The sequence below is a fragment of the Amycolatopsis methanolica 239 genome (genome assembly GCF_000739085.1).
In the GTDB taxonomy this organism is placed as follows: Bacteria; Actinomycetota; Actinomycetes; order Mycobacteriales; family Pseudonocardiaceae; genus Amycolatopsis_E; species Amycolatopsis_E methanolica.
In genome coordinates this window covers 3,335,212-3,355,722 of sequence record NZ_CP009110.1, presented here as the reverse complement: position 1 = coordinate 3,355,722, position 20,511 = coordinate 3,335,212, and the positions used below count along the sequence as shown (strand labels likewise).

Sequence of the window (20,511 nt, the reverse complement as noted above, 5' to 3'; positions counted from 1 at the left end):
GAACGCGGAGTGGCGAGACCGTTCGCCGGCCCGGCCGCGGGGACCGGAAAGTTCGGCAGCGTCGACGACAGCACGGCGTTGGCCGGGTTACCGCGTCGCCGCGGAGCCGAAGATCGTGGCGCTCACCAGAGGCGCCATCGGACCGCCGAGCAGCAGCGACACGTCGGCGCCCGCGACCTGGTTCGGCGAGCTGCCGCGGATCTGGCGCACCGCCTCGACGGCCAGCCCGATACCGTGCACGAACCCGTCCGCGATGTTCCCGCCCGAGGTGTTGATCGGCAGCCCGCCCCCGGGCGCGCGCAAGTTGTCCACGGTCATGAACTCCCCCGCAGCCACGCCCGGCGGGCACAGGCCGACGTCGATGAGAGACGCGACAGCGGGACCGGTGAAGTTCTCGTACACCTGCACCACGTCGACCTCGCCGGCCTTGATTCCGGCGCCGTCCCACATCCGGTTCACCAGTGCGGGGTGGAAGCCGGCGCTGGTGTAAGCCGCGTCGTTCTCCAGGGACTCGCTCCAGTCCGGCCCTGCCCCCTGCACGCCGGAGAGGACGTAGGCCGGCGGTTGCGCGAAATCGCGAGCCCGTTCCGCGGGCACGACCAGCAGCGCGCCCGCGCCGTCGTTCTCCCGCGAGCAGTCGTAGAGCCGCAGTGGTTCGGCGATCCACCGGGAATCGGCGTACACCTCGGGGTCGAGCGGTTTGCCGAACGCCGCCGCGTCCGGGTTGCTCTGGGCGTGCAGGTAGGACACGGCGGTCAGGGCCTCCATCGCGGAGCGCGGCACCCCGTCCGCTTCCAGCATGCGCTGCGTGCGCAGCGCGCAGATCTGCGCCGGCGTCACGATGCCGTGCGCAGTCAGCAACGGCGGGAAATGCCCCTTGCCGTAGCTCTGCCGTCCGTCGTCGGCCTCGGTGATGCCCCGGTAGACGGCGACGCACTCGGCCTGACCGGTCGCCACCGCGGCGGCGGCCGCGTTGACCGCCGCGGCGACACCACCGCCACCGCCACCCCAGACCATCGTCGACCAGCGAACCTCACGCACCCCGAGTGCCGCGCCCACGGCCAGCCCCTCGTTGAGGTCGTTGGCGTAGGAGACGAAGCCGTCGATGCCGCGTGGATCCGCGCCCGCGTCCTCGCAGGCGGCGAGGATCGCCTTCAGGATGAGGGCCAGCGCGGAATCCTCGCTGGTCCCCCGCTTGTGGTAGCGCGGGTTGCCGATTCCGACGACGGCCGCGGTGCCGCGTAAACCGCGTCCGGTGGTCATCCCTGCCTCACCTCCCGGCGATCCAGCCGCCAGCGCAGCACCGGCCACCCGCTGTCGGCCGCGCCTTCGATCTCGGCCCGCACCGGCTCACCCACGAGTGGATCCACCCCGTCGGCGTCGAGCAGGATGCCCAGCAGCCGGCGTCCCCCGGCCTGGGGCAGCTCGGCCAGCACCGTGACGAAGGGCAGGTGCCCGGAGAACTCCGGGGCGAACGGCTGCCATGTCCGCGTCCACGAGTACACGGTCCCGGTCGGTTCGACCGCCACCCAGGACAGCTCGAACCCGTGACAGCGCGGGCAGATCGGGCGGTACGGCCAGATCCAGGTTGCGCAGCCGTCGCAACGCGGGACGCGCACTTCCCCCGCACGCAGGCCTTCCCAGTGCGGGGTGTCGCTGCCGTCCTCGGCCGGGCCCGCCGTGGTCATCCGCGGTGCCGTGGCCGGCAGGTTCCGCACCTCGGTGACCCGCCAGCCCTCCGGCAGGCGAATCCATCGGGAACGCAGCACGGTTTGCCCGCCATCGGCCGCGGTGTAGCGGATGCGAGCCGCGAAGAGCCCGCCCTCCTCCGGTCGCAGATCGAGCAGCTCGGCGGACGTCAAACTCTCCGGCAGTGATGGCGAGGCGATCAGCTGCCCGATCCGGTCGGGCCGGAAGTCCGCCAGCACGGCCCGGTTGTCGCCGGCCGCGACCACGCGCCCGTGCCGCTCGACGACCTCCACCAGGTCCGCCGGCACCCCGGGGAACACCTTCGGCGTCATCGGCCGGCCCACCGCGGGGCGCGTTTCTCCGCGAACGCGCGCGGCCCTTCCCGGGAATCCGCCGAGCTCATGACCCTGCGCACCGCCTGATCGTTGAGTGCCCAGGCGTCCTCACCCCAGTCCGAGCCCGCCTCGCGGCTTTGGTACATCACGCGCTTCGTCTCGCGCACCGACACCGGCGCGTTGGCAGCGATCGCCTCCGCCAGCTCAAGCGCCACCTCCAGCGCTTTGCCCTCCGGAGCGACCCGGTTGACCAGCCCGAGCTGCGCCGCCTCGCCGGCAGGCACGGGCCGTCCGGTCAGGCCGATCTCCAGCGCGATCTTCACCGGGACGACGCGCGGGAGCCGGATCACGCCCCCGGCCGCGGCGAGCAGACCACGTTTGACCTCCGGCAGGCCCAGCTCGGCCGTCTCGTCCGCCACCGCCAGGTCGCACGCGAGCACGATCTCGGTGCCGCCGCCGAACGCGAAGCCGTTCACGGCCGCGATGGTAGGTGTCGCCACCCAGTGGCGGACGATTCCGGCGAACCCCCACTCGGGGTGCTCCGGCGCGTCGATGCGGCGCCGCTGCGCGATCTCCTTGAGATCGGCGCCCGCGCAGAAGGCGCGGCCCGCGCCGGTGATCACGATCGCGCGCACCTCCGGGTCGGCGTCGGCTCCGGCCAGCGCGTTCCCCGCGCCCGCCGACAGTTCCGCGTTGACCGCGTTGAGGGCGTGCGGCCGGTTGAGCGTCACGATGCCGATGTGTCCCCGGCGTTCGTACAGAGCCGCTTGTTCTGTCACTGTTCCTCCTCGATGGACTGGGCGCCGCGCGGCCAGGCCGTGCCGTCCGCGCGGACCTCCGCCCGCGATCCGGCCACGTCCTCGGACACCAGCGCGGCGACCACACCGGGGTCGCGGTTGACGGCCAGCGTCCGCGCCCCGCCGGGAGTGCGCACCGCCAGGAACGCGGTCTCCGGAACGCCGTCGCGGTCGTGCACCACGGTCCACGATTCGACCACGCCCGTGCCCTGCCAGCGATCGAGTGCGCGAGTAGTCGGCTCGCGGTCGACCTCTGTTTGGACGTTTTCGAACCGGAAACTCCCCGGCGGTGGTTCCGTGCCGTACAGGCCCAGGGCGTGCTTGGTCAGGTAGCCCCCGTTGGCGGTGACGAGCCCCGGTCCACCGGTTCGCCGCAGCGCCGTGATCAGGGTGGCTAGGGAGTGCGTCACGTAGTTGTTCCAGGGGCCGCCCGCGAAGGTCAGGCCGCCGGTGATCGTGAGCGGCCGCCGGGGATCGTCCACCGGCAGGCCCAGCTCCGCGGCAGCGATTCCGACCGCGGACGGGAAGCACGAGTAGAGGTCGACCGGACCCAGCTGCCCGGGCTCGATCCCGCCGTGCTCCAGCAGGCGCCGTCCGGCGATCCGGATCGCCGGCGAGCGGTGCAGGGACTGCCGCTCGGCGATGGCGAAGGTGTCGTGCGCCTCGGTGGCCGCCCACGGGAACACCCAGTTCTCACGAGGAACCCCGGCTCGTTCGGCGGCGGCCACGGAGCACACGAGGACCGCGGCGGCCTGCTCGACCATGTTGTTGGAGTTCAGGAGTTTCGGGTACGGCCAGGAGATCCACCGGTTGGACGGCGACACGGTGATGATCTCCTCGGTGCTGTGCGCCCGGCGTGTCCACGCGTGCGGGTTGGCTGCGGCCACCTCGCTGAACCGGGACCACAGCTCACCACACTGCTTGAGGCGCTGGTCCACGGTCCGGCCCGCCGCGATGCGCAGCGACTGCTCGAACAGCGGGTACACCGAGGAGGGCCGGTCCAGTCCGATCCGCAGTTCGCCCTGGCCCAGCAGCGGCTGCGTGCTCCCGAGCAGCGGCGCCTCCGGCACCGGCTCGCCCTGGACCGTCCAATCGGGACGACGCCCCGCCGCGCGCAACCGCATCCTGGTCCGCCAGGCCTCGGCTCCGCCGACGAGCACCACGTCCGCCCGGCCGACGGCGATGTCCAGCGCGGCTCCTGCGACGAGCGCCTGCGGATTGTCACCTCCATCGGCGGTGTAGGCGGTGTGGGAGGGGGTAGCGCCAAGCAGATCCGCGACGAGCCGGCCAGGGTCGCGGTACTTCCAGGACAGCGTCCGGACCAGGCGCACCGAGTCGAGCGCGCGCAGCAGTCCGTGGCCGCGGGAGTCGGCCTCCGCCGCACGTGCGGCCTCGGCGATCATCGACACGGGTTCGAGCTCCGGCTCGTCGTCCCGCCGGTTCAGCTGACCACCGCCGACCAGGACGGGGGTTCGGGGGTCCAGCGGCATCGGTGGTCCTCCACACTCGGCATGTCGCTTGCTCGTCCCGGAATCTAATCTAAAGACAATAGATAATCAACGTCGAGGAGGACCACCGATGGCAGTAGCACACGACCGGCTCACCTTCGCCCGGCGGGACGTCACGCTCGCGGCAGATCGGTGGGCCCCGGACAGGCCCCTCGGCACCGTCCTGCTACTGCACGGCGGCGGCCAGACCCGGCATTCGTGGCAGCGGACCGGGCGGCGACTGGCCGGCCACGGGTGGACCGCGATCGCCCTGGACGCGCGCGGGCACGGCGACAGCGACTGGCCGGCGGACGCCGACTACGGCATGGACGCCATGGTCGCCGATCTGCGCGAAGTCGCCGCGAGGCTCGACGACCCGCCCGTGCTCGTGGGCGCCTCGATGGGCGGCATGACCGCCCTGCTCGCACAGGGCGAGGATCCCGGACTCGGCCGCGCGCTGGTGCTGGTCGACGTCACCCCGCGAATCGAGCCGGCGGGCACGGCCGAGGTCGCCGCGTTCATGCGCTCGGGCCTCGACGGCTTCGACTCGCTGGAGGACGCCGCCGCGGCCGTGATGGCCTACAACCCGAACCGCAGGCGTCCGCCGCGACCGGACGGCCTGCGCAAAAACCTCCGCGAGCGCGACGGACGCTGGTACTGGCACTGGGACCCGCGGTTCCTCCACACTCCGGGCGATGCGGAGCAGGCCGCGCAGACGCGCCGCGCCCGGGCCGCCGCCGCGTCGCTGACGGTGCCGACGCTGCTCGTGCGCGGGGGCGATTCCCGCATCGTGAGCCCGGCGGGCGCGCGTGAACTGCTGGACCTGGTCCCGCACGCCGAGATCGTCGACGTGCGCGGGGCCGGGCACATGGTGGCCGGCGACGACAACGACGTATTCGCGCAGCGCCTGCTCGGTTTCCTGGGCGATCGCGTGACTCCGCTCTCTTGACAACACATCTCGGCTTAGCGATCGTTCAGTAATCTGTACACCAAGGACGGTGAGGAAACCCCGTGGAACGCACCCTGTTCACGTCCGACCACCAGGCCTACCGCGAACTGGTTCGTGAGTTCGTCACCCGCGAGGTGGAGCCGAAGCTCGCCCGCTGGGACTCGGACCGGCTGATCGACCGCGACGTCTGGCTGGCGGCGGGCAAGCAGGGCGTCATCGGCCTGAGCGTTCCGGAGGAGTTCGGTGGTGGCGGCCAGCCCGACTACCGCTACCAGGTGGTGGTGTTCGAAGAGCTCGCCCGCGTCGGCGCGGCCTCGCTGACGTCGAGCTTCTCCCTGCAGGACAACATCATCGTGCCCTACGTGCAGGATCTGGGCACCGCCGAGCAGAAGCGCCGGTGGCTGACCGGCATGGCCTCCGGTGAACTGATCGGGGCGATCGCGATGACCGAGCCCGGCGCGGGCAGCGACCTGCAGGGCGTGCGCACCACCGCCGTACGCGACGGGGAGGAGTGGGTGATCAACGGGCAGAAGACGTTCATCACCAGCGGGATCAACGCCGACTTCGTCATCGTCGTCGCCCGCACCGATCCCGGGGCGGGCTCCCGCGGGTTCAGCCTCATCGTCGTCGAGACCGGCACGCCGGGCTTCACCCGCGGCCGCAAGCTCGACAAGATCGGACTGCACGCACAGGACACGGCCGAGCTGTACTTCGACAACGTCCGGGTGCCGGCGTCGAACCTGCTGGGCACGGAGGGACGCGGGTTCGCGCACCTGATGGAGCGGCTGCCGCTGGAGCGGTTGTCGATCGCGACCGGCGCGCTCGCCAGTGCGGCGGCCGTGTTCGCCGAGACCAGGCGGTACTGCTTCCAGCGGCGGGCGTTCGGGCAGCCGATCGGGGACTTCCAGAACACCCGCTTCCAACTGGCCGAGATGAGCACCGAACTGGACGTCACGCGGGCCTACCACGACGCCGCGGTGCTCGCGCTCAACGCGGGCGACCTCACCGCGGTGGACGCGGCCAAGGCCAAGTGGTGGGCCACCGAGCTGCAGAAACGTGTGATCGACCGCTGCCTGCAGTTGCACGGCGGCTACGGCTACATGGTGGAGTACCCGGTCGCGCGTGCCTATCTCGACTCGCGGATCCAGACGATCTACGGCGGCACGACCGAGATCATGAAAGAGATCATCGGCCGCGACCTCGCCCGTCAGGAGGCCTGACATGGCAGCGGTGCTGATCGAGCGCGAAGACGCCGTTCTGCGCGTCACGTGGAACCGCCCGGAGGCGCTGAACGCACTGACCTCCCAGATGCTGAGCGACGCGTCGGAAGCCATCGAGGCCGCGGATCCCGGTGTGCGCGCGATCGTGCTGACCGGCGCGGGACGGGCGTTCAGCTCGGGCGCGGATCTGACGGCGGTCAACCCCGGACAAGCGCTGGGAACCGAGACGATCGACTGCGCGAACCGGTTGATCCGGGCGATCCGCGCGACGCCGGCACCGGTGATCGCGGTGGTGAACGGGCTCGCGGCCGGCGCGGGGTGCTCGATCGCCCTGGCCACGGACTTGACCGTCGCCGCGGAGTCCGCGTACTTCCTGCTGGCCTTCGCCGGGGTCGGCCTGATGCCCGACGCCGGCGCCACCGCTGTGATCCCGGCCGCCGCCGGCCGGGCACGGGCCACCCGGATGGCGATGCTCGGCGAGCGGATTCCGGCCCGCACCGCCGAAGAGTGGGGCCTGATCACGGCCGCGGTGCCGGACGCGGAGTTCCCGGACGAAGCCGGCCGGCTCGTCACGCGGGTGGCGTCAGGCCCGACGCACGCATTCGCGCGGACCAAGCACGCCTTCAACCGGACCGCTCTCGCCGGCCTCGAGACGGCACTGGAGGCCGAGCGGGAGGGGCAGGTGTTCCTGTTCGGGACCGACGACTTCGCCGAGGGCACGGACGCGTTCCTGGGCAAGCGGAAGCCGCGCTTCACCGGGAAGTAGGACGCGCGGGCGCGGCCGGCCACACCCCACCAGACACCAGCCCGCGCGCAGCCGCCTCCCGGCCACCCGCACCTGGCGCACCCCGCCGCGCCAGACACCAGCCCGCGCGAGCCGCGTCCCGGCTACCCGCGCTTCGCGATGTCCAGCATCTCCTGTACCTCCACCACCTTCACCCGCGGTCGCCCGCGCTCGCGGCCGGTCGCGCGTTCGTGGGCGTCGATCGCCTTCCAGGCGGTGTAGTCCAGCGCCATCGGCTGCCTGCGACTGATCAGGGCGGCCAGTTCGTCCGCGCCAGCGGCGGGTGGCCTCAACCGCCTCCCGGCGTAGTCGGTCAGCAGGGCGGCGATCGTGTCGGCGGCGCACTTCTTGTTGGTGCCGATGACTCCGGAGGGACCGCGCTTGGCCCAGCCCGCCGCGTAGACACCCGGCAGGGGCGTGCCGGTCTCCGGATCCACCACGCGGCCGCCGGTGTTGGGCAGCACGCCTCGCTCGGCGTCGAACGGCACCCCGGCCACCGGGACACCGCGGTAGCCGATGGAGCGGAGGACGAGGCCACACGGCAGTTCCTCGGTGACACCGGAGGACACCGCCCTGCCGTCGACCAGGTCGTTGCGAACGATCCGCAGCCCGGACACCCGCGAGCCGCCGAGGATCTCCACCGGCGAGGCCAGGTAGCGCAGCACGATCCGGCGCGCGCGACCGGACGGCGGACGCGCGGCCAGCTCCCGCGCGATGGCCACCTTCAACGCGGCGTCGTCGCACACGTCGTCCTGCACGGCGACCTCGAACGAGGACAGGCCGAGCAGCTCGGCCACCGTGTAGGCCGCTTGGGCGGGCCCGCGCCGGCCCAGCACGACGACCTCGCGGATCTTGCTCTGCGCCAGCGCCTCCAGTGCGTGGTCGGCGATGTCGGTGCGGGCCAGCTCGTCGACGTCGGCGGCGAGCACCCGCGCCACGTCGAGAGCGACGTTGCCGTTGCCGATGATCACGGCCCGCTCGCCGGAGAAGTCGAACGTCGCGCCGGCGAAGTCCGGGTGACCGTTGTACCAGGCGACGAAGTCGGTCGCGGAACAGCTGCCGGGAAGCTCTTCCCCCGGGACCCCCAGGGACCGGGACCGCGGGGCACCGACCGCGTACACCACGGCGTGGTGGTGGGCCAGCAGCTCCTCGTGTGACAGGTGCGTGCCGACCTCGACGTTGAGGTGGAACCGCAGACCTGCGCGAGCGGCGGTGCGGGCGAAGAGCTTCGTCACCGCCTTTGTGGTCTGGTGGTCGGGCGCGACGCCGAACCGGACCAGGCCCCACGGTGTCGGCAGCCGCTCGAACAGGTGCACCTCGACATCGAGGCCGCGCCGGGTCAGCAGCTCCTCCGCCGCGTAGCAGGCCGCCGGCCCGGAACCGACGATCGCCACCCGCAACGGTCCCGGCTCCGCGACTTCGATCTGCGGCTTGGGCACTGCGGATGGTTCCGGCGGGTAGCACCGCCGGGCGGGGTCGGCGTAGTAGGCCGCGTTGATCTCGGAGAACCGGATGTTCGCGTCGGTCAGGTCGTAGTCCGGCACGATCGCGTCCACCGGGCACGGATCGACGCACGCGCCGCAGTCGATGCACGTCTCCGGGTCGATGTGCAGCATCTCTGCGCGCGCGTAACCCGGTTCGTCAGGGGTCGGGTGGATACAGTTGACCGGGCACACCGCGACGCAGCTCGCGTCGTTGCAGCACGCCTGGGTGATGACATGCGCCATCGCGTTCTCCTCGGTGGTTCAGGGCAGCGGGGCAGGCTGCAGCACGCCCGCGGCGATCAAGCGGTCGATCTCGTCGCGGCGCATCCCGAGCAGCGACTCGCAGATCTCCACGGTGTCCCGGCCCGCCACGGGAGCAGGCTCCCCGGGCGGGTCGGCGATGGCCGGAAACACCGCCGCGCGCGCCACCGCGGGCAGCGGCTTCGGCAGCAGGTCGTGTTCGAGCGTGGTGTAGGACCGGCGCGCCCGCAGATGCGGATCCGTGAGCAGCTCCGGCAGCCGGACCATCGCACCCGCGGGAACACCCGCCTCCTGCAGCGCCTTCGCCGCGTCCCTCGGCGACCGCGCGGCCAGCCAGTCCGCCAGCGCCCTGCCGAGCGCACCGGGGTCCTCGGCGAGTCCGGGCCGCTCGATCAACTTGGCGAGCCGGGTGACGTCGTCGTGGTCCCGTGGCGCCACCACGCACCATTCGTCGTCCCCGGCGCACGCGTGCACCCAGGCGGTCGTTCGCACGGCGGCGCCCGGACGCAGCGACTCCAGCGCGAGATGGTGGCCCAGGTGCACGAGCGCGGTATCGGCCTGCGCCAAGTCCAGCACGGCGCCCGCCCCCGTCCGCCGGCGCCGGATCAACGCGGCCAGCACGGCGACCGCCGACGCACCCGCGGCGATGTGGTCCGGGTAGACGGTCGAGCCGTCGCACAACCGGTCCTCCTCGCCCGGGTAGCGCCACAGCGCCGACACCCCGCACGACGCGCGGACCAGCGGCCCGTACCCGAGCCGGGTCCGCCAGGGGCCGCTGTTGCCGAACGCACTGCTCTCCGCGAGGACGATCCTCGGGTTCACAGTGGACAGTTCGCGGTAGCCGAGTCCCATCGACGCGAGCGTTCCCGGCTTGAAGTTGGCCAGCACAACGTCGGCGCTTGCGGCTAGGCGCAGGAAGATCTCCCGGCCTTCCGGCGTGCGCAGGTTCAGCCCGAGGCTCCGCTTGTTGCGGTGTCCCCACGCGACGGAGGCGGCCAACGCCGATCCGCGCCGCGACTGGCGGAGACCATCCGGGAAGTCCGCGTTCTCGATCTTGATGACGTCGGCGCCGTAGTCGGCGAGGTGGCGGCTCAGCTCGGCGCCGAACACGATGACGCCGAGGTCGAGCACTCGCACCCCGTCGAGCGGCCGCGCCGGGGCCTCGCCGCGCGCCGCCCGGACGGGAGGCCGGGCCGGCACGATGTCGTTGTGCTCCCCCGGCGCCGGTGCGCGGGTGCGCAGCCCGGCGCGCTCGCCGTCGACGGTCAGGTATCCCGACGGCACCCGCGCGCGGACCCCCGGCGCGATCTCGAAGTCGGTCAGCGCGCCGGACTCGGCGAAGTGGTCGGCCGCCAGCACCTCGCGCACGCCGAGCACCCCACCGACCGGCACCCCGCGCGCGGCGCCCTCCGCGACCAGCTCGTCCCTGGTGTGACCGGCGAAGAGCCGGGCGATCAGCGGGTGCAGGCGATCCGCGGCGGCGAACCGCGCCGGGATGGTGTCGTACTTCGGGTCGGCGAACTCGGCCGGCTCGCCGAGCCAGGAGAACATGGCGCGCCACTGGCGTTTCGCGAGCAGGCAGATCCGCACGTGGCCGTCGCGGCACCGGAACACCGGGTAGAAGTTCGCGGCGTCCGGCCGTCCGCGCGGGAAATCCTCGGCGCGTCCGGCCGCCGCCGTGCCCTGAGTGCCGAAGGCCGGGTCGAACCCGTGCACCATCGCCTCGAACGCGGACACGTCGACCTCCTGCCCGATACCGCTGTCGCACCGCTGGTGGTACGCCAGCAGGGCGGCCCAGGCGGCGTGCACCCCGACCGTGCCCTCGACCAGGCCGGCGGGCGGCAGCAGGGGCGGGGCGCCGGGCGCGCCGGACCGGGACAGCACACCGCTCAGCGCGTACAGGACCTCCTCGGTCGCCACCCAGTCGCGGTAGGGCCCGGTCAGTCCGAACGGGGTGATGGAAACGGTCACCAGCGCCGGGTGGTCGTCGACCGCGGGCACGGGACCGGAGGCGATCAGGATGTCGGCCGTGCGGATCAGCTCGCGCAGCCGCCCCGAACGCGGGTCGAGGGTGACGCCGAGCTTGTTGGCGTTGCGCAGGGCGAACGGGATGCTGACGCCGTCGACCACGGGTTCGGCCCGCCGGGAGCGGCTGCCGCCGGGCGGTTCCACCCGGACGACCTCGGCGCCGAGGTCGGCGAGGTATCGGCCGCAGGACTCGCCGAGGCCGTCGGTGAGGTCGAGGACGCGGACCTCGTCCAGGGGCAGCACCACGATGACGTCTCCTCAGTCCTGGCCGACCAGTTCGGGCTCCGGGTGGCACCGCGTGCACGGCGAGAACCCCTCTTCCACGGCTTCGGCCGGGGTCAGCTCGTCGCCCTCCGTGCCGTCCAGCGCCGCGCAGTCCGCGCGGTGGTACCGGCGACGGCCGGCCACGACGACGACCAGGTCCGGGGTCTCCTCCGCCGGGGCCGCGTCGGTGTCCTCAGCCGGCCGCCCGGGTGTCACCGTCCTCTTGCGACGACGCAGCGCCCGGGCGAGGACGAGCGCCAGGCCGGCGAGGCTGAGGGCGAAGGCGGCATGCACGAACACCATCTGGGCGAGCAGCACCCCGGTGGCGAGACTGGCCGCCCCGAGGACGATCAGCAGCGCGAGAAGCATTGTGCGGCTCCTTTCGTTGGTCGGACCGGCTGAGGCAGACGAGAACGTCGACCGCCACGCCGGGGATCAGGATGGTCAGGGCCACGCCGAGCACCGCCGCCGTCGGCAGGGCGCTGCCGGTTCCGGTGGCTACGATCGCGACCACGACGACCAGCAGACTCACAGCAGGCGGACGACGGCGGCGACGACGAACAGCACCGCGACCCCGTGGCAGGTGTGGTACCCGCGCCGGAGGACGGCGCGCCGGTGGGCGGGACCGGGCCCGTCGGCGAGTGCCTCCAGGTTCGCGCTCGCCCACCGGCCGAGCACCGCCAGGACCACCGCGCCGGCGAGGAGCAGCAGGGAGATCACGGCGCCGTCCCCTCCCCCGGTGTGTCCGGATCCGCGGGCCGGTACTGGTCGGCGTAGCGGATGTCGGCGGCCTTCATCCGCTCGGCCAGCCACGAGTTCCACAGGGCGAGGCGACGTTCGTCGACCAGGGTGTTCTTCAACGGCTCACGGACCTCGTCGAGTGTCAGCTGCTTCGGCGGCTGCACACCGAGCACCTGCCCGACGTTCCAGCCGTCCTGCGTCTGCACCGGACCGAACACCGCACCTGGCGCGGCGGCGAACGCGGCCTGCGCGTATGCGTCCTGCAGCTGGTTCGCCGCTAGGGTGCCGAGGTCGCCACCGGCGTTCTTCGTCTGTCCGTCGAGCGAGATCTCCGCCGCGAGGACGGCGAAGTCGGCGCCGCCCCGCAGCCGGTCCACCGCGGCGTCGGCCTGTTCCCGGGTGGCGACCACGATGTTGCGCAGGTGCCGCGCCTCCGGCTGCACGAGCTGCGCCTGCCGCTCCTGGTACGCCTGCACCACCTCGGCGTCGGTGGGCGCGGCCACCGGCGCGGTGACGCGCTCGTAGAGCTGCTGGTTCGCCAGCTGCCGTTTGACCTCGTCGAGCACGTCGGCCTCGGACACGCCGTTCTGGCCGAGTTTCTGGATGAACGCGTCGCGCCCCTGCGGGAAGGACTCGGCGACGAGCTTGTCGAGCTGGTCCTCCGCGGACTTCTGGGCGATCACGACACCCCCGGCGGCCGCTTCGTGGTCCAGCACGAGCCCGACCGCGATCGCCTTCGCAGTGGCGCGGGCGAACTCGCCCGCCTTGCTGCCGTCAGGCGGGGCTTGGACGCCGTAGAGCGCTCCCAGCAGGTGCACGCGCCGCTGGTAGTCCTGCTCGCTGACGGTCACTCCGGCGGCGCGCAGCACCGCCCCGTCGGGGAGCGAGGTCAGGCGGTCGATCACGATCTGCGTGCCCGACCCGGCCAGGACGACCGCCAGCAGCGCCGTCCCGGCAACGGTGCCCCGCCGCCCGGACGGCAGGACCCTCGGCCGCGCCCACGCGGCGACTCGGGAGACCAGGTTCTTCACCGGTTCACCTCGGCTTTCGACGTCGCGACGGCCGGAGCCGCCGATGTGCGGGGACGGGGGCTCGGTACGGGCACCGGGACCGGTGCCGGAGGCAGCACGGCCACCACCGTCGCCCCGGCGAGCAGCGACAGCCCCACCGTCGCGGCGAGCAGGCCGCCGAACTGCCGCAGCAGGGCGACCTGCGACACCAGCAGCACGAGGTATCCGGCCGCCGCGAGCAGGCAGGTGAGCCCCACGGCGCGGCGCAGCCACGGGCGGCGGGCCCGCCACGCGTCAGCCAGCAGTACCGTGAACTCGCAGGCGGTGACCGTGGCCAGCGAACCCAGCGCGACCGTCAGCGGGCTCAGCGTCCCGCCCAGCACCCACAGCGCGGCCAGGCCCCACCCGGTGGACAGCAACGCCGCGAGGACCGCCCGGCCGGCGTCGGCCCGCCGCCGCAAGCCGATCAGCAGCACGACGCCGGTCGCGACGACACCGGCCAGGTTGGCCAGATAGCGGTCGGCGGACACCAGTTCGTAGCCGCGCACCGCAGCCAGCGGCAGCCCGGCCGGCTCGGCGCGCAGGTCCGGCGGTGGCGCGGGCAGCCCGGCCTCGATCTCGTGCACCAGACGGGCCTGCTCGGCCACATCGTCGAGCCGGGTGCCGAACACCATCACCGACTCCTGGCCGTCCGCGCGGATCACGGCCGAAGTCAGGTACGGCGGCAGGAGCTGCAGCGCGGCGGTGATCTGCCCGGCGGTCGGCTGCTCACCCAGGAAGGCCAGGAGATCGGGCAGTGTGAGGACGGGCCGCAGCCGGTCGCCGTGCGCAACCACCAGCGTCCGCTGCAGCTGCGCGAGCCAGGCGAGCCCCTCCGGGCTGCGCACGTCCCCGTGCACCACGATCCCGATCTCCCCGGACGAGCCGAGCAACTGCTCGACGTAGCGCGCGTCGGCGACGGCGGGCAGGCCATGTGCGAGCTTCTCCGGTTGCGCCTCCACGCGCATGCCGGGCAGGGCCGCCGCGCCCAGCCCCGCGATCACGACAGCCCCGGCGAGGACTCCGATCCGGGTGCGGCGGGACAACGACGGCGGGGTCCACCGGCTCGCGGGCTGCAGCACACTCACCCGCCGGTGCACCAGCAGTGCCAGCGCCAGGGTCACCACGATCCCGGCGGCGAGGGCGACGCCGAGCTGCGCGACGAACGGCAGCGGCGACAGGACGAGGGCGGCGGCCGCGGCGGCGCTGCTCAGCCCGGTCACCACGATCCGGCGGCGATTAACGGGGCGCTGCGCGAGGTACAGCGGGTAGCCGCAGCCCAGTCCCAGCAGGATCGGCAGGAAGGCGAGCACGCCGAGGGACAGCGGCTGCCCGAACCAGCCGAAGCCGGACAGCACGACCGCGGTCCCGGCCACCGCCACCAGCAACGGCCACAACCGGACGAGCGGCCGACCGAGCCAGCGGCCGGCCAGCAGGCCGGCGGCGCAGACGACGAGCGCGAGCGCGCCCAGCAGGGGCAGCTCACCGCGCACCTCGTCGGCCAGGCTCGCGGTGATCACCGGCGCGCCGGTCACCGTCTGCTTCCGGGTGGGCAGACCGGCGTCGGCGACCGCCGCGCGGACCGCGGCCACCAGCTGCTGCGTGCCCTCCTGGTCCAGTCCCTCCCGCGGCCGCACCAGCAGCGCCACCGCGGAGGCGCCGGGCACGACGAACTGCCACTGCGGGCGCGGGTGCTGCTGGTCGTCGTAGACCACGTTGTTGACGAACTGCGGGTTCCGCAGGGTGGGCAGCCCCGCCGGAAGTCCCTGCACCAGCAGGCTTCCGTACCGCAGATCGAACTCGCGCAGCGCCGCCTGCCCCGCCTCCGTGACCGCCCGCGCCGGCTTGCCCTCGTCCCGCGCGCGCTGCTCAGCCTCGTTGCGCAGCGCGTCCCGCCGCCCGGCGATCTGCGCCAGCAGCCCCTGCGCGGAGGCCGCGATCTGGTTGAGCACCGTCGCCGGGCCGTACACCGCGGCGACGTCCGGCAGCTTCGCCAGCCGCCCCTCCAGCGCGAGCAGCTTCGGCAGGCTGTCGCCGTCGGTGAGCAGCTTGGTGGGTAGCTCCGATTCCAGCACGGCCACGATCGGGTCACCGCCGAAGGAACGGGCCTTGTCCTCGATCGCGGCGACCACCGGGTCCTCCCGCGGCAGGAAGGACTCGACACTGGTGTCCAGGCGGACCCGCAGGAGCCCCGCGGCCACTGTCGTGACGACGACGGCCACGAGCACCGACGCGACCAGCTGCCGCGCGACCCGCCTCACTGCGGGTCCTGTTCCACGCGCGGGTAGGGGCCGGCGTTGAACGTGGGTGTCGCGGACATCCCGGGCAGAGGGTAGGGATTGCTCTTGCGCAGCGGCCCGACGTCGGTCGGCAGCGGCAGCCCGGTCTTGAGCACCTGGCTGGTCAGGTTGACCGCCGCGAGCCGAAGGACGGTGAGCCCGTCCTCCGCCTTGTACGCCCACACCGCGTTGAAGCCGGCGAAGAACGCGCTGATGTCCCGGCCGTAGGGCTCCAGGTAGCGCAGCATCGGGTTGACGTCGCGCAGGACACTTCGGACGGTGGGCGCGAGCGCCCGCAGGTCACCGCCCGCGGTGGGGATGCGCTGCAGCGTGGCCGGCGCCCGATCCAGGGTCACGCCCAGCGAGGGCAAGAGCCCCCGCAGGTCCCGCGTGGCGGCCGGCAGTGTCAGCAGGGCGGTGTTGAGGTCCGGCGCCGCCTGTTTCAGGTCGGCCGCGACCGGCGCCAGCGAGCCGGAGATGGTGCGGAACCGGTCCGCCGCGAGCTGGGTGCTGTCGAGGACACCCGGCAGCTGCCGCAATGCGTCCTCGACAGCCTGCCGCTGGGCCGAGGTCGCCTGCGTGAGCCGGCTCGCGTCGGACACGAGCGACGCGATCTCCCCCTGGCCGGTGTCCAGTGCGTCGAGCAGCGTCGTCGACTGGGTCATCAGCGCTTTCAGGTCCTCGGACTGGGCGGCGATGGCGTCCAGCGCGGTGTGCCCGTCGCGGCCCAGCTCGGCGAGACCGATCATGGTGCGGCTGATGTCGTTCGCGCTGCCCTGCGTGGCCTGGCCGAGCGAGCGCAGCGTCGCGCCCAAGGCGTCCCGGGTGGGCTGGTCCAGGCTCGCCAGCACGTCGTGCAGCTGCACGCTCGGTTTGACCGCCGACGCGGGCAGCGTGGTGCCGCTCGGCAGCTCGGCGCCGGCCCCGTCGACGAGCCGGAGGTAGGACTGCCCGGCCAGCGACTTCTCGCTGACCTGGACCGTGACGCCCTCGTGCAGCGGGGCGGCGGTGGAGTTCAGCTCGAGGTCGAGCCGGATCTGGTCGCCCTCCCGCGTAAGCGCCGCGACCTTGCCGCAGTCGATGCCCGCGATCCGCACGTCGGAGAAGGGCACCAGGTTGTCGACGTCGGCCACCCGCACGGACACCCGGTAGTCCCTGCTTCCGCTCATCAGCGGCACCTTCGCGCCGGCCTGGGCAAGGAGGAAGGCGAGGAACACCACGCAGGCCAGGACGAACGCGAGCACCAGGGTGAGCCGCAACCGGGCCGGGGATGATCGCAGGTTCACCGGGTGCCCCCTTGCCGTTGCGGACGGTCCTTGGCCCAGTCCGGGACCTGGTCCGGCACGTATCCCGTGCCGAGCGTGTCGACCTGGACGCCGAAGTTCCCGCGGGGGAATGTTCCGGCGTTGTCGCGGACCGAGAACACCGAGTTGGTGTTGTAGACGAAGCCCTGCAGGCCGCCGTCGAGGGACGCGACGACCTTGGTGGTCATCTCGTCCAGGCGCAGGGTGGTCGGGCGCAGCGCGTTCATGGCCCCCAGCAGGTTGTCCACGAGCGGCCGCAGGTCGGCCACCACCGGGCGGGCCTGGTTGACGACCGGCCGTGCGGTGCCGACGGTCCGGCCGAGCTGGTCGACCGTCCCACTCAGCCGGGTCAGCGCGGGCGGCAGATCGGCCGACGCCGCCTTCAGGTTGTCCAGCGTCGGGTTGATCTGCGCGGACACGGCGGTGACGCCGTCCATCGCGCCCGTCAGTTCGGTCGCGAAACCGGGCAGGTCGGCCAACGACCGGCTGAGGTCGTCCTGCCCCGCGGCGAGCGTGGTCAGCGTCTGCCGCGTGGCGTCGACCATCTGCGTCAGGCGGTCGTCGTCGCCGCCGACCGCGGTCGCGATCTGGCTGAACGCGGTCACCAGCTGACGGATGGTGTCCTGGCGCGTGCGCAGGGACTCCACCACGGGCCGGAGCTTCACCAGCGTGTCGTCAGTGGCACGGAGCCCGCCCGGCAGCGACTGCGGCGCGTTCGCCAGCGCGATGTCCGATTCGGACAGCAGCGTGGTGAGCGCGGTGCGGCTGCGCGCGTCGAGGTTGCCGAAGACCTCGTCCGGCTGGATCGGCCGGTGCGTCTGCGACCGGGGGATGGTGCCACCGGCGGCGAGCGGCCGCCCCGGCGGGCCGCCCGGGTTGATTTCGACGTACATCTCGTTCAGCGGGTTCTTCGGCCGGAGCACGAGCTGGGCGTTGTCGTAGATCGGGTGACCGGGGTCGATCGCCATGGCCACCCGGGCGTGCCCGTCGGCGGTGACCGACGCCCCGGTGATCTCGCCGACGCGGACGCCGGCGATGCGCACCTCCTGGTTGTTGCCCGGGCTGATCGCCGGCGCGTGGTCGAACTCGGCCGCGAACTCGTACCGGTCCGACCAGGGTGCGTCGACGTTGAGATGGGACAGGATGATGCCGCCTGACACCACCCCGAGTGCGATCACCAGCGTCACCGCGAGGACGTCCCGGCCGAGGCCGGGCACGGTGCGGACGCGCTGCCACGTCTTGCGCAGGTTCATTTCGGCGCGCCTCCCACGGTGCCCAGGCTCGCCATCAGGTCGTCCAGACCACCCGGCAGGCCCCACACCGAGCCGGGCCCGAACCCGGCCTGGATGCCGAGGGTGGCGCCGTTGGCGGTGGTGCGCATGCCGTCCATGTCGAGGTTCACGATCATGTGTGCGATCTCCTGGCCGAGGGTGTATCCGGTGTTCCCGCCGCCCTTGTAGGTGCCGGTGCCGATCCACTTCTCGTTGAGGGCGTCGACGACCGGGCCCTTGATCCGGTCCAGTGGGGCGCCGTTGACGTCGTCGAGCACGGCGGTCGTCTGCCTGCTCATGGGCACGAGCTGGTCGACCAGTGGCCGGGCGTCGTGCAGGAGCGGGCGCAGGTCGGCCACCAGTGGCCGGGCCTGGGCGAGCACCGGGTCCAGCCGCTCCAGCAGCGGAGCTGCCTGCTGGACAGCCGGGCGGAGGCCGGGCGCGGTGGCCGTGAGCCGATCGAGGATGCCGCCCATGCTGGTCAGTCCGGTTCGGACGGACGTCAGCGTCGACGGCAGGTCGCGGATGGTGCGGGCGAGCGGGTCGCTCTGCCGGGCCAGCACCGCGGACGTGGTGTCGGCGTTGTCCACGATGGACTCCAGCTGCCCGTCGTGCCGGTTCAGCGTCGCGGCGAGCGTGTCGACGTCCCGCACCAGGGCGGACAGGTCGGTTTCCGGCCGGTTGCCCAGCATCGCGTCGAGCACGTCGTGGGAGGGCACGAGCGTGCCGGGCGCGTCGCGCACGACGTCGCGGATCGCGGCGCTGCCGCCGGCGGCCAGCGTCCCGTCGAGCTGCCGGGTGGCGCCCTGGAGTCCCTGCTGGGCGCGGGGCGGGATCGCCGCGAGCACCTCGTCCAGCTCGACCGGCGTCGAGGTGCGCTCCACCGGGATCGCCTCGCCGTCGAAACGCCCGTTCCCACCGCCGGGCGCGAGCTCGACGAAGTACCGGCCGCCGAGGATCGTGGTGGGCCGGATGGCGGCTGTGGGCTCGGGACCCAGCCGTTCGCGGATCTCCGAGTCGATCTTCACGGTCACGACGACCGCGCCGCCCTCGCGCGGTTCGATCCCGGAGACGATGCCGACGGGCACACCGGCCACCTTGACCTCGCTGTCGTCGGCCGCGAGTTTGTAGTCCCGCGCGAAGGAGATCTCGATCTCGTCGCCGGGCCGCAGCGCGGTGACGATCGCCTGCTTCTCGAACAGCACCGCCGTCCCCACGGCGAGCAGGAGGATGAACGCGAGTCCCTGCCAGACCGGGGAAATGGTGCGCAGCCGCCGGATCATCAGTTCCTCCCACCGAGCAGTCCAGGCCCCTGCGCGCGGTCCTCCACGGCGCGCCCGGGTTCGGGATAGGGGTTGCGCGGGGCCGGGGTCAGCTCGTCCAGCGGCGACACCGCAGAGTTCAGGCCGGCGATGCCGGGCAGCACGAGCTGGACGCGCATGTAGTGGCGGTCTCCGGCGTGGCCGGCGAAGACGAGCCCGCCGTGGTAGGCGAAGTCGCCGATGTCGGCCGCGTAGGGGGACAGCGTCTGCAGCAGCGAGCGCAGTGCGGGAAGACCGTCACCCAGCCGCACAGCCAGCGGACGGAGGTCGGCGGAGGTCGCGGTCAGCTCGTCCACCGCGGGTGTCGCCGCGTCGGCCACCCCGGGGATCTTCCGCAACGGACCGGGCGCCTCCCGCAGCACGCCGCGGACGTCCGGGGTCGCTTCGCCGAGCGCCTGGGCTCCGGATCGCAGGGTGGTGAGCGCGACCCGGGTGTCGGCCAGGGGCTGGGTGAGCGCGGCGGCCGCCGCGGACCCGTGGCGCAGCAGGTCCGGGGCCTTGGACAGCACCTGGGACAGTGGCGTGCCATGGTCGACCCCGACCGCGGCGAGGGTCTGGTCCAGCTGGGTGACCAGCCGGGCCAGGTCGTCCTGACGCCCGGCGAAGCGGCCCGCCAGCCGGTCGGCGCTGCGGAGCAGGGCGGGTAGGTTCGCCTCGGGTGCCGCCAGTGCCGCCGACACGGCGCCGGTGTCGTCGAGCAGGCCGGGCAGCGCGGCCAGGAACTCGTGCAGGTCCTGGCTGTGGCCAGCCATCCCGTCGCCCAGTTCGCGCACCGCGCCGGTGGCCGCGTCCCGCGTCGGTGGGTCCAGCACGTCGAGCAGGCGGGAGATGTCCGACGAGCTTTCGGTGGCACCGGCCGGGATCACGCCCTCCCCCAGCGGCGGGGCGGACGGATCGCCGGGCAGGAGCTCGACGAACTTCTGGCTCAGCGCCGACTGGTCCCAGATCGCGGCCCGCGCGTTGGCGAAGACCTCGACGTGGCCGTCCAGCTCCATGACGACCTCGGGCCTGCCGTCGACGAGCCGGATGGCTTCGACCCGGCCGATACGCATCGAGTTCTGCCGCACGTCGGCGCCCGCGGTGAGACTGCCGACGTCGTCGAACGCGGCTCGCACCGTCGTCTTCGGCGCTCCGGGCAGCCCCTGGTCCGCGGTGAGCGAGATGTAGGTGATCACGCCCGCGAGCACCAGGATGACGACGCCGAGGTAGAAGGACCGTCCCTGGGCGCGGGAGACACGTGCCGCCAC

At 72.9% G+C, this 20,511-nt stretch carries 17 protein-coding genes; 3 read left to right on the top strand and 14 right to left on the bottom strand.

Annotated elements, in window-relative coordinates:
• Positions 1–87 precede the first annotated feature (87 nt).
• Genes AMETH_RS16175 through AMETH_RS16160 form a run of 4 tightly spaced genes read right to left on the bottom strand, consistent with a single transcriptional unit; the run spans position 88 to position 4,311 of the window.
• Positions 88–1,263, bottom strand: a complete 1,176-nt coding sequence (locus AMETH_RS16175; protein ID WP_017982148.1) for a thiolase C-terminal domain-containing protein — start codon at positions 1,261–1,263, stop codon at positions 88–90.
• On the bottom strand, positions 1,260–2,021 hold the full coding sequence (locus AMETH_RS16170) for a Zn-ribbon domain-containing OB-fold protein (protein ID WP_026153093.1): 762 nt from the start codon (positions 2,019–2,021) through the stop codon (positions 1,260–1,262). Before AMETH_RS16170 ends, AMETH_RS16175 begins: the two co-directional genes overlap by 4 nt.
• Positions 2,018–2,803, bottom strand: coding sequence for a crotonase/enoyl-CoA hydratase family protein (locus AMETH_RS16165; RefSeq protein WP_017982146.1), 786 nt, complete (start codon positions 2,801–2,803; stop codon positions 2,018–2,020). Before AMETH_RS16165 ends, AMETH_RS16170 begins: the two co-directional genes overlap by 4 nt.
• Entirely contained in the window at positions 2,800–4,311 is a 1,512-nt protein-coding gene (locus AMETH_RS16160) for an acetyl-CoA acetyltransferase (protein WP_017982145.1), read from the bottom strand. Before AMETH_RS16160 ends, AMETH_RS16165 begins: the two co-directional genes overlap by 4 nt.
• Before the next feature lie 88 nt (positions 4,312–4,399).
• On the opposite strand from AMETH_RS16160, the gene AMETH_RS16155 reads away from it, so the two are divergent.
• The 3 genes from AMETH_RS16155 (at position 4,400) to AMETH_RS16145 (ending at position 7,243) form a co-directional block, all read left to right on the top strand.
• The gene (locus AMETH_RS16155) at positions 4,400–5,257 is read left to right on the top strand and encodes an alpha/beta fold hydrolase (protein ID WP_017982144.1); all 858 of its coding nucleotides are present in this window, start codon (positions 4,400–4,402) and stop codon (positions 5,255–5,257) included.
• A 62-nt stretch (positions 5,258–5,319) separates the two neighbouring features.
• Positions 5,320–6,477: an acyl-CoA dehydrogenase family protein gene (locus AMETH_RS16150; RefSeq protein WP_017982143.1), complete on the top strand. Its 1,158-nt coding sequence runs from the start codon at positions 5,320–5,322 to the stop codon at positions 6,475–6,477.
• Between the two features lies 1 nt (position 6,478).
• Entirely contained in the window at positions 6,479–7,243 is a 765-nt protein-coding gene (locus AMETH_RS16145) for an enoyl-CoA hydratase-related protein (protein WP_017982142.1), read from the top strand.
• Positions 7,244–7,365: 122 nt separating this feature from the next.
• On the opposite strand, the gene AMETH_RS16140 is transcribed toward AMETH_RS16145, so the two are convergent.
• The 10 genes from AMETH_RS16140 to AMETH_RS16095 form a co-directional block, all read right to left on the bottom strand.
• A complete protein-coding gene (locus AMETH_RS16140) occupies positions 7,366–8,988 on the bottom strand; it encodes an FAD-dependent oxidoreductase (protein WP_017982141.1) in 1,623 nt (540 codons plus the stop codon).
• 18 nt (positions 8,989–9,006) lie between these two features.
• Positions 9,007–11,280, bottom strand: a complete 2,274-nt coding sequence (locus AMETH_RS16135) for a CaiB/BaiF CoA-transferase family protein (RefSeq protein ID WP_017982140.1) — start codon at positions 11,278–11,280, stop codon at positions 9,007–9,009.
• Between the two features lie 12 nt (positions 11,281–11,292).
• The gene (locus tag AMETH_RS16130; RefSeq protein WP_017982139.1) at positions 11,293–11,667 is read right to left on the bottom strand and encodes a hypothetical protein; all 375 of its coding nucleotides are present in this window, start codon (positions 11,665–11,667) and stop codon (positions 11,293–11,295) included.
• Positions 11,668–11,826: 159 nt separating this feature from the next.
• The gene (locus AMETH_RS16125; protein WP_017982138.1) at positions 11,827–12,018 is read right to left on the bottom strand and encodes a hypothetical protein; all 192 of its coding nucleotides are present in this window, start codon (positions 12,016–12,018) and stop codon (positions 11,827–11,829) included.
• On the bottom strand, positions 12,015–13,070 hold the full coding sequence (locus AMETH_RS16120; protein WP_017982137.1) for a peptidyl-prolyl cis-trans isomerase: 1,056 nt from the start codon (positions 13,068–13,070) through the stop codon (positions 12,015–12,017). Before AMETH_RS16120 ends, AMETH_RS16125 begins: the two co-directional genes overlap by 4 nt.
• Positions 13,067–15,349, bottom strand: coding sequence for an RND transporter family protein (locus AMETH_RS16115; RefSeq protein ID WP_017982136.1), 2,283 nt, complete (start codon positions 15,347–15,349; stop codon positions 13,067–13,069). The genes AMETH_RS16120 and AMETH_RS16115 overlap by 4 nt, the downstream gene beginning before the upstream one ends.
• Complete coding sequence (locus AMETH_RS16110; RefSeq protein ID WP_026153092.1) at positions 15,346–16,653, bottom strand: MlaD family protein; 1,308 nt, start codon at positions 16,651–16,653, stop codon at positions 15,346–15,348. The genes AMETH_RS16115 and AMETH_RS16110 overlap by 4 nt, the downstream gene beginning before the upstream one ends.
• Entirely contained in the window at positions 16,650–17,924 is a 1,275-nt protein-coding gene (locus AMETH_RS16105; RefSeq protein WP_017982134.1) for an MlaD family protein, read from the bottom strand. The genes AMETH_RS16110 and AMETH_RS16105 overlap by 4 nt, the downstream gene beginning before the upstream one ends.
• A complete protein-coding gene (locus tag AMETH_RS16100; RefSeq protein ID WP_017982133.1) occupies positions 17,921–19,225 on the bottom strand; it encodes an MlaD family protein in 1,305 nt (434 codons plus the stop codon). The genes AMETH_RS16105 and AMETH_RS16100 overlap by 4 nt, the downstream gene beginning before the upstream one ends.
• The gene (locus AMETH_RS16095) at positions 19,225–20,511 is read right to left on the bottom strand and encodes an MlaD family protein (protein ID WP_156131670.1); all 1,287 of its coding nucleotides are present in this window, start codon (positions 20,509–20,511) and stop codon (positions 19,225–19,227) included. The genes AMETH_RS16100 and AMETH_RS16095 overlap by 1 nt, the downstream gene beginning before the upstream one ends.

Coding starts and splice junctions, on each gene's coding strand:
- AMETH_RS16175 (WP_017982148.1), bottom strand. CDS start 1,263: ATGACCACCGGACGCGGTTTACGCGGCACCGCGGCCGTCGTCGGAATC.
- AMETH_RS16170 (WP_026153093.1), bottom strand. CDS start 2,021: ATGACGCCGAAGGTGTTCCCCGGGGTGCCGGCGGACCTGGTGGAGGTC.
- AMETH_RS16160 (WP_017982145.1), bottom strand. CDS start 4,311: ATGCCGCTGGACCCCCGAACCCCCGTCCTGGTCGGCGGTGGTCAGCTG.
- AMETH_RS16155 (WP_017982144.1), top strand. CDS start 4,400: ATGGCAGTAGCACACGACCGGCTCACCTTCGCCCGGCGGGACGTCACG.
- AMETH_RS16145 (WP_017982142.1), top strand. CDS start 6,479: ATGGCAGCGGTGCTGATCGAGCGCGAAGACGCCGTTCTGCGCGTCACG.
- AMETH_RS16140 (WP_017982141.1), bottom strand. CDS start 8,988: ATGGCGCATGTCATCACCCAGGCGTGCTGCAACGACGCGAGCTGCGTC.
- AMETH_RS16130 (WP_017982139.1), bottom strand. CDS start 11,667: ATGCTTCTCGCGCTGCTGATCGTCCTCGGGGCGGCCAGTCTCGCCACC.
- AMETH_RS16105 (WP_017982134.1), bottom strand. CDS start 17,924: ATGAACCTGCGCAAGACGTGGCAGCGCGTCCGCACCGTGCCCGGCCTC.
- AMETH_RS16100 (WP_017982133.1), bottom strand. CDS start 19,225: ATGATCCGGCGGCTGCGCACCATTTCCCCGGTCTGGCAGGGACTCGCG.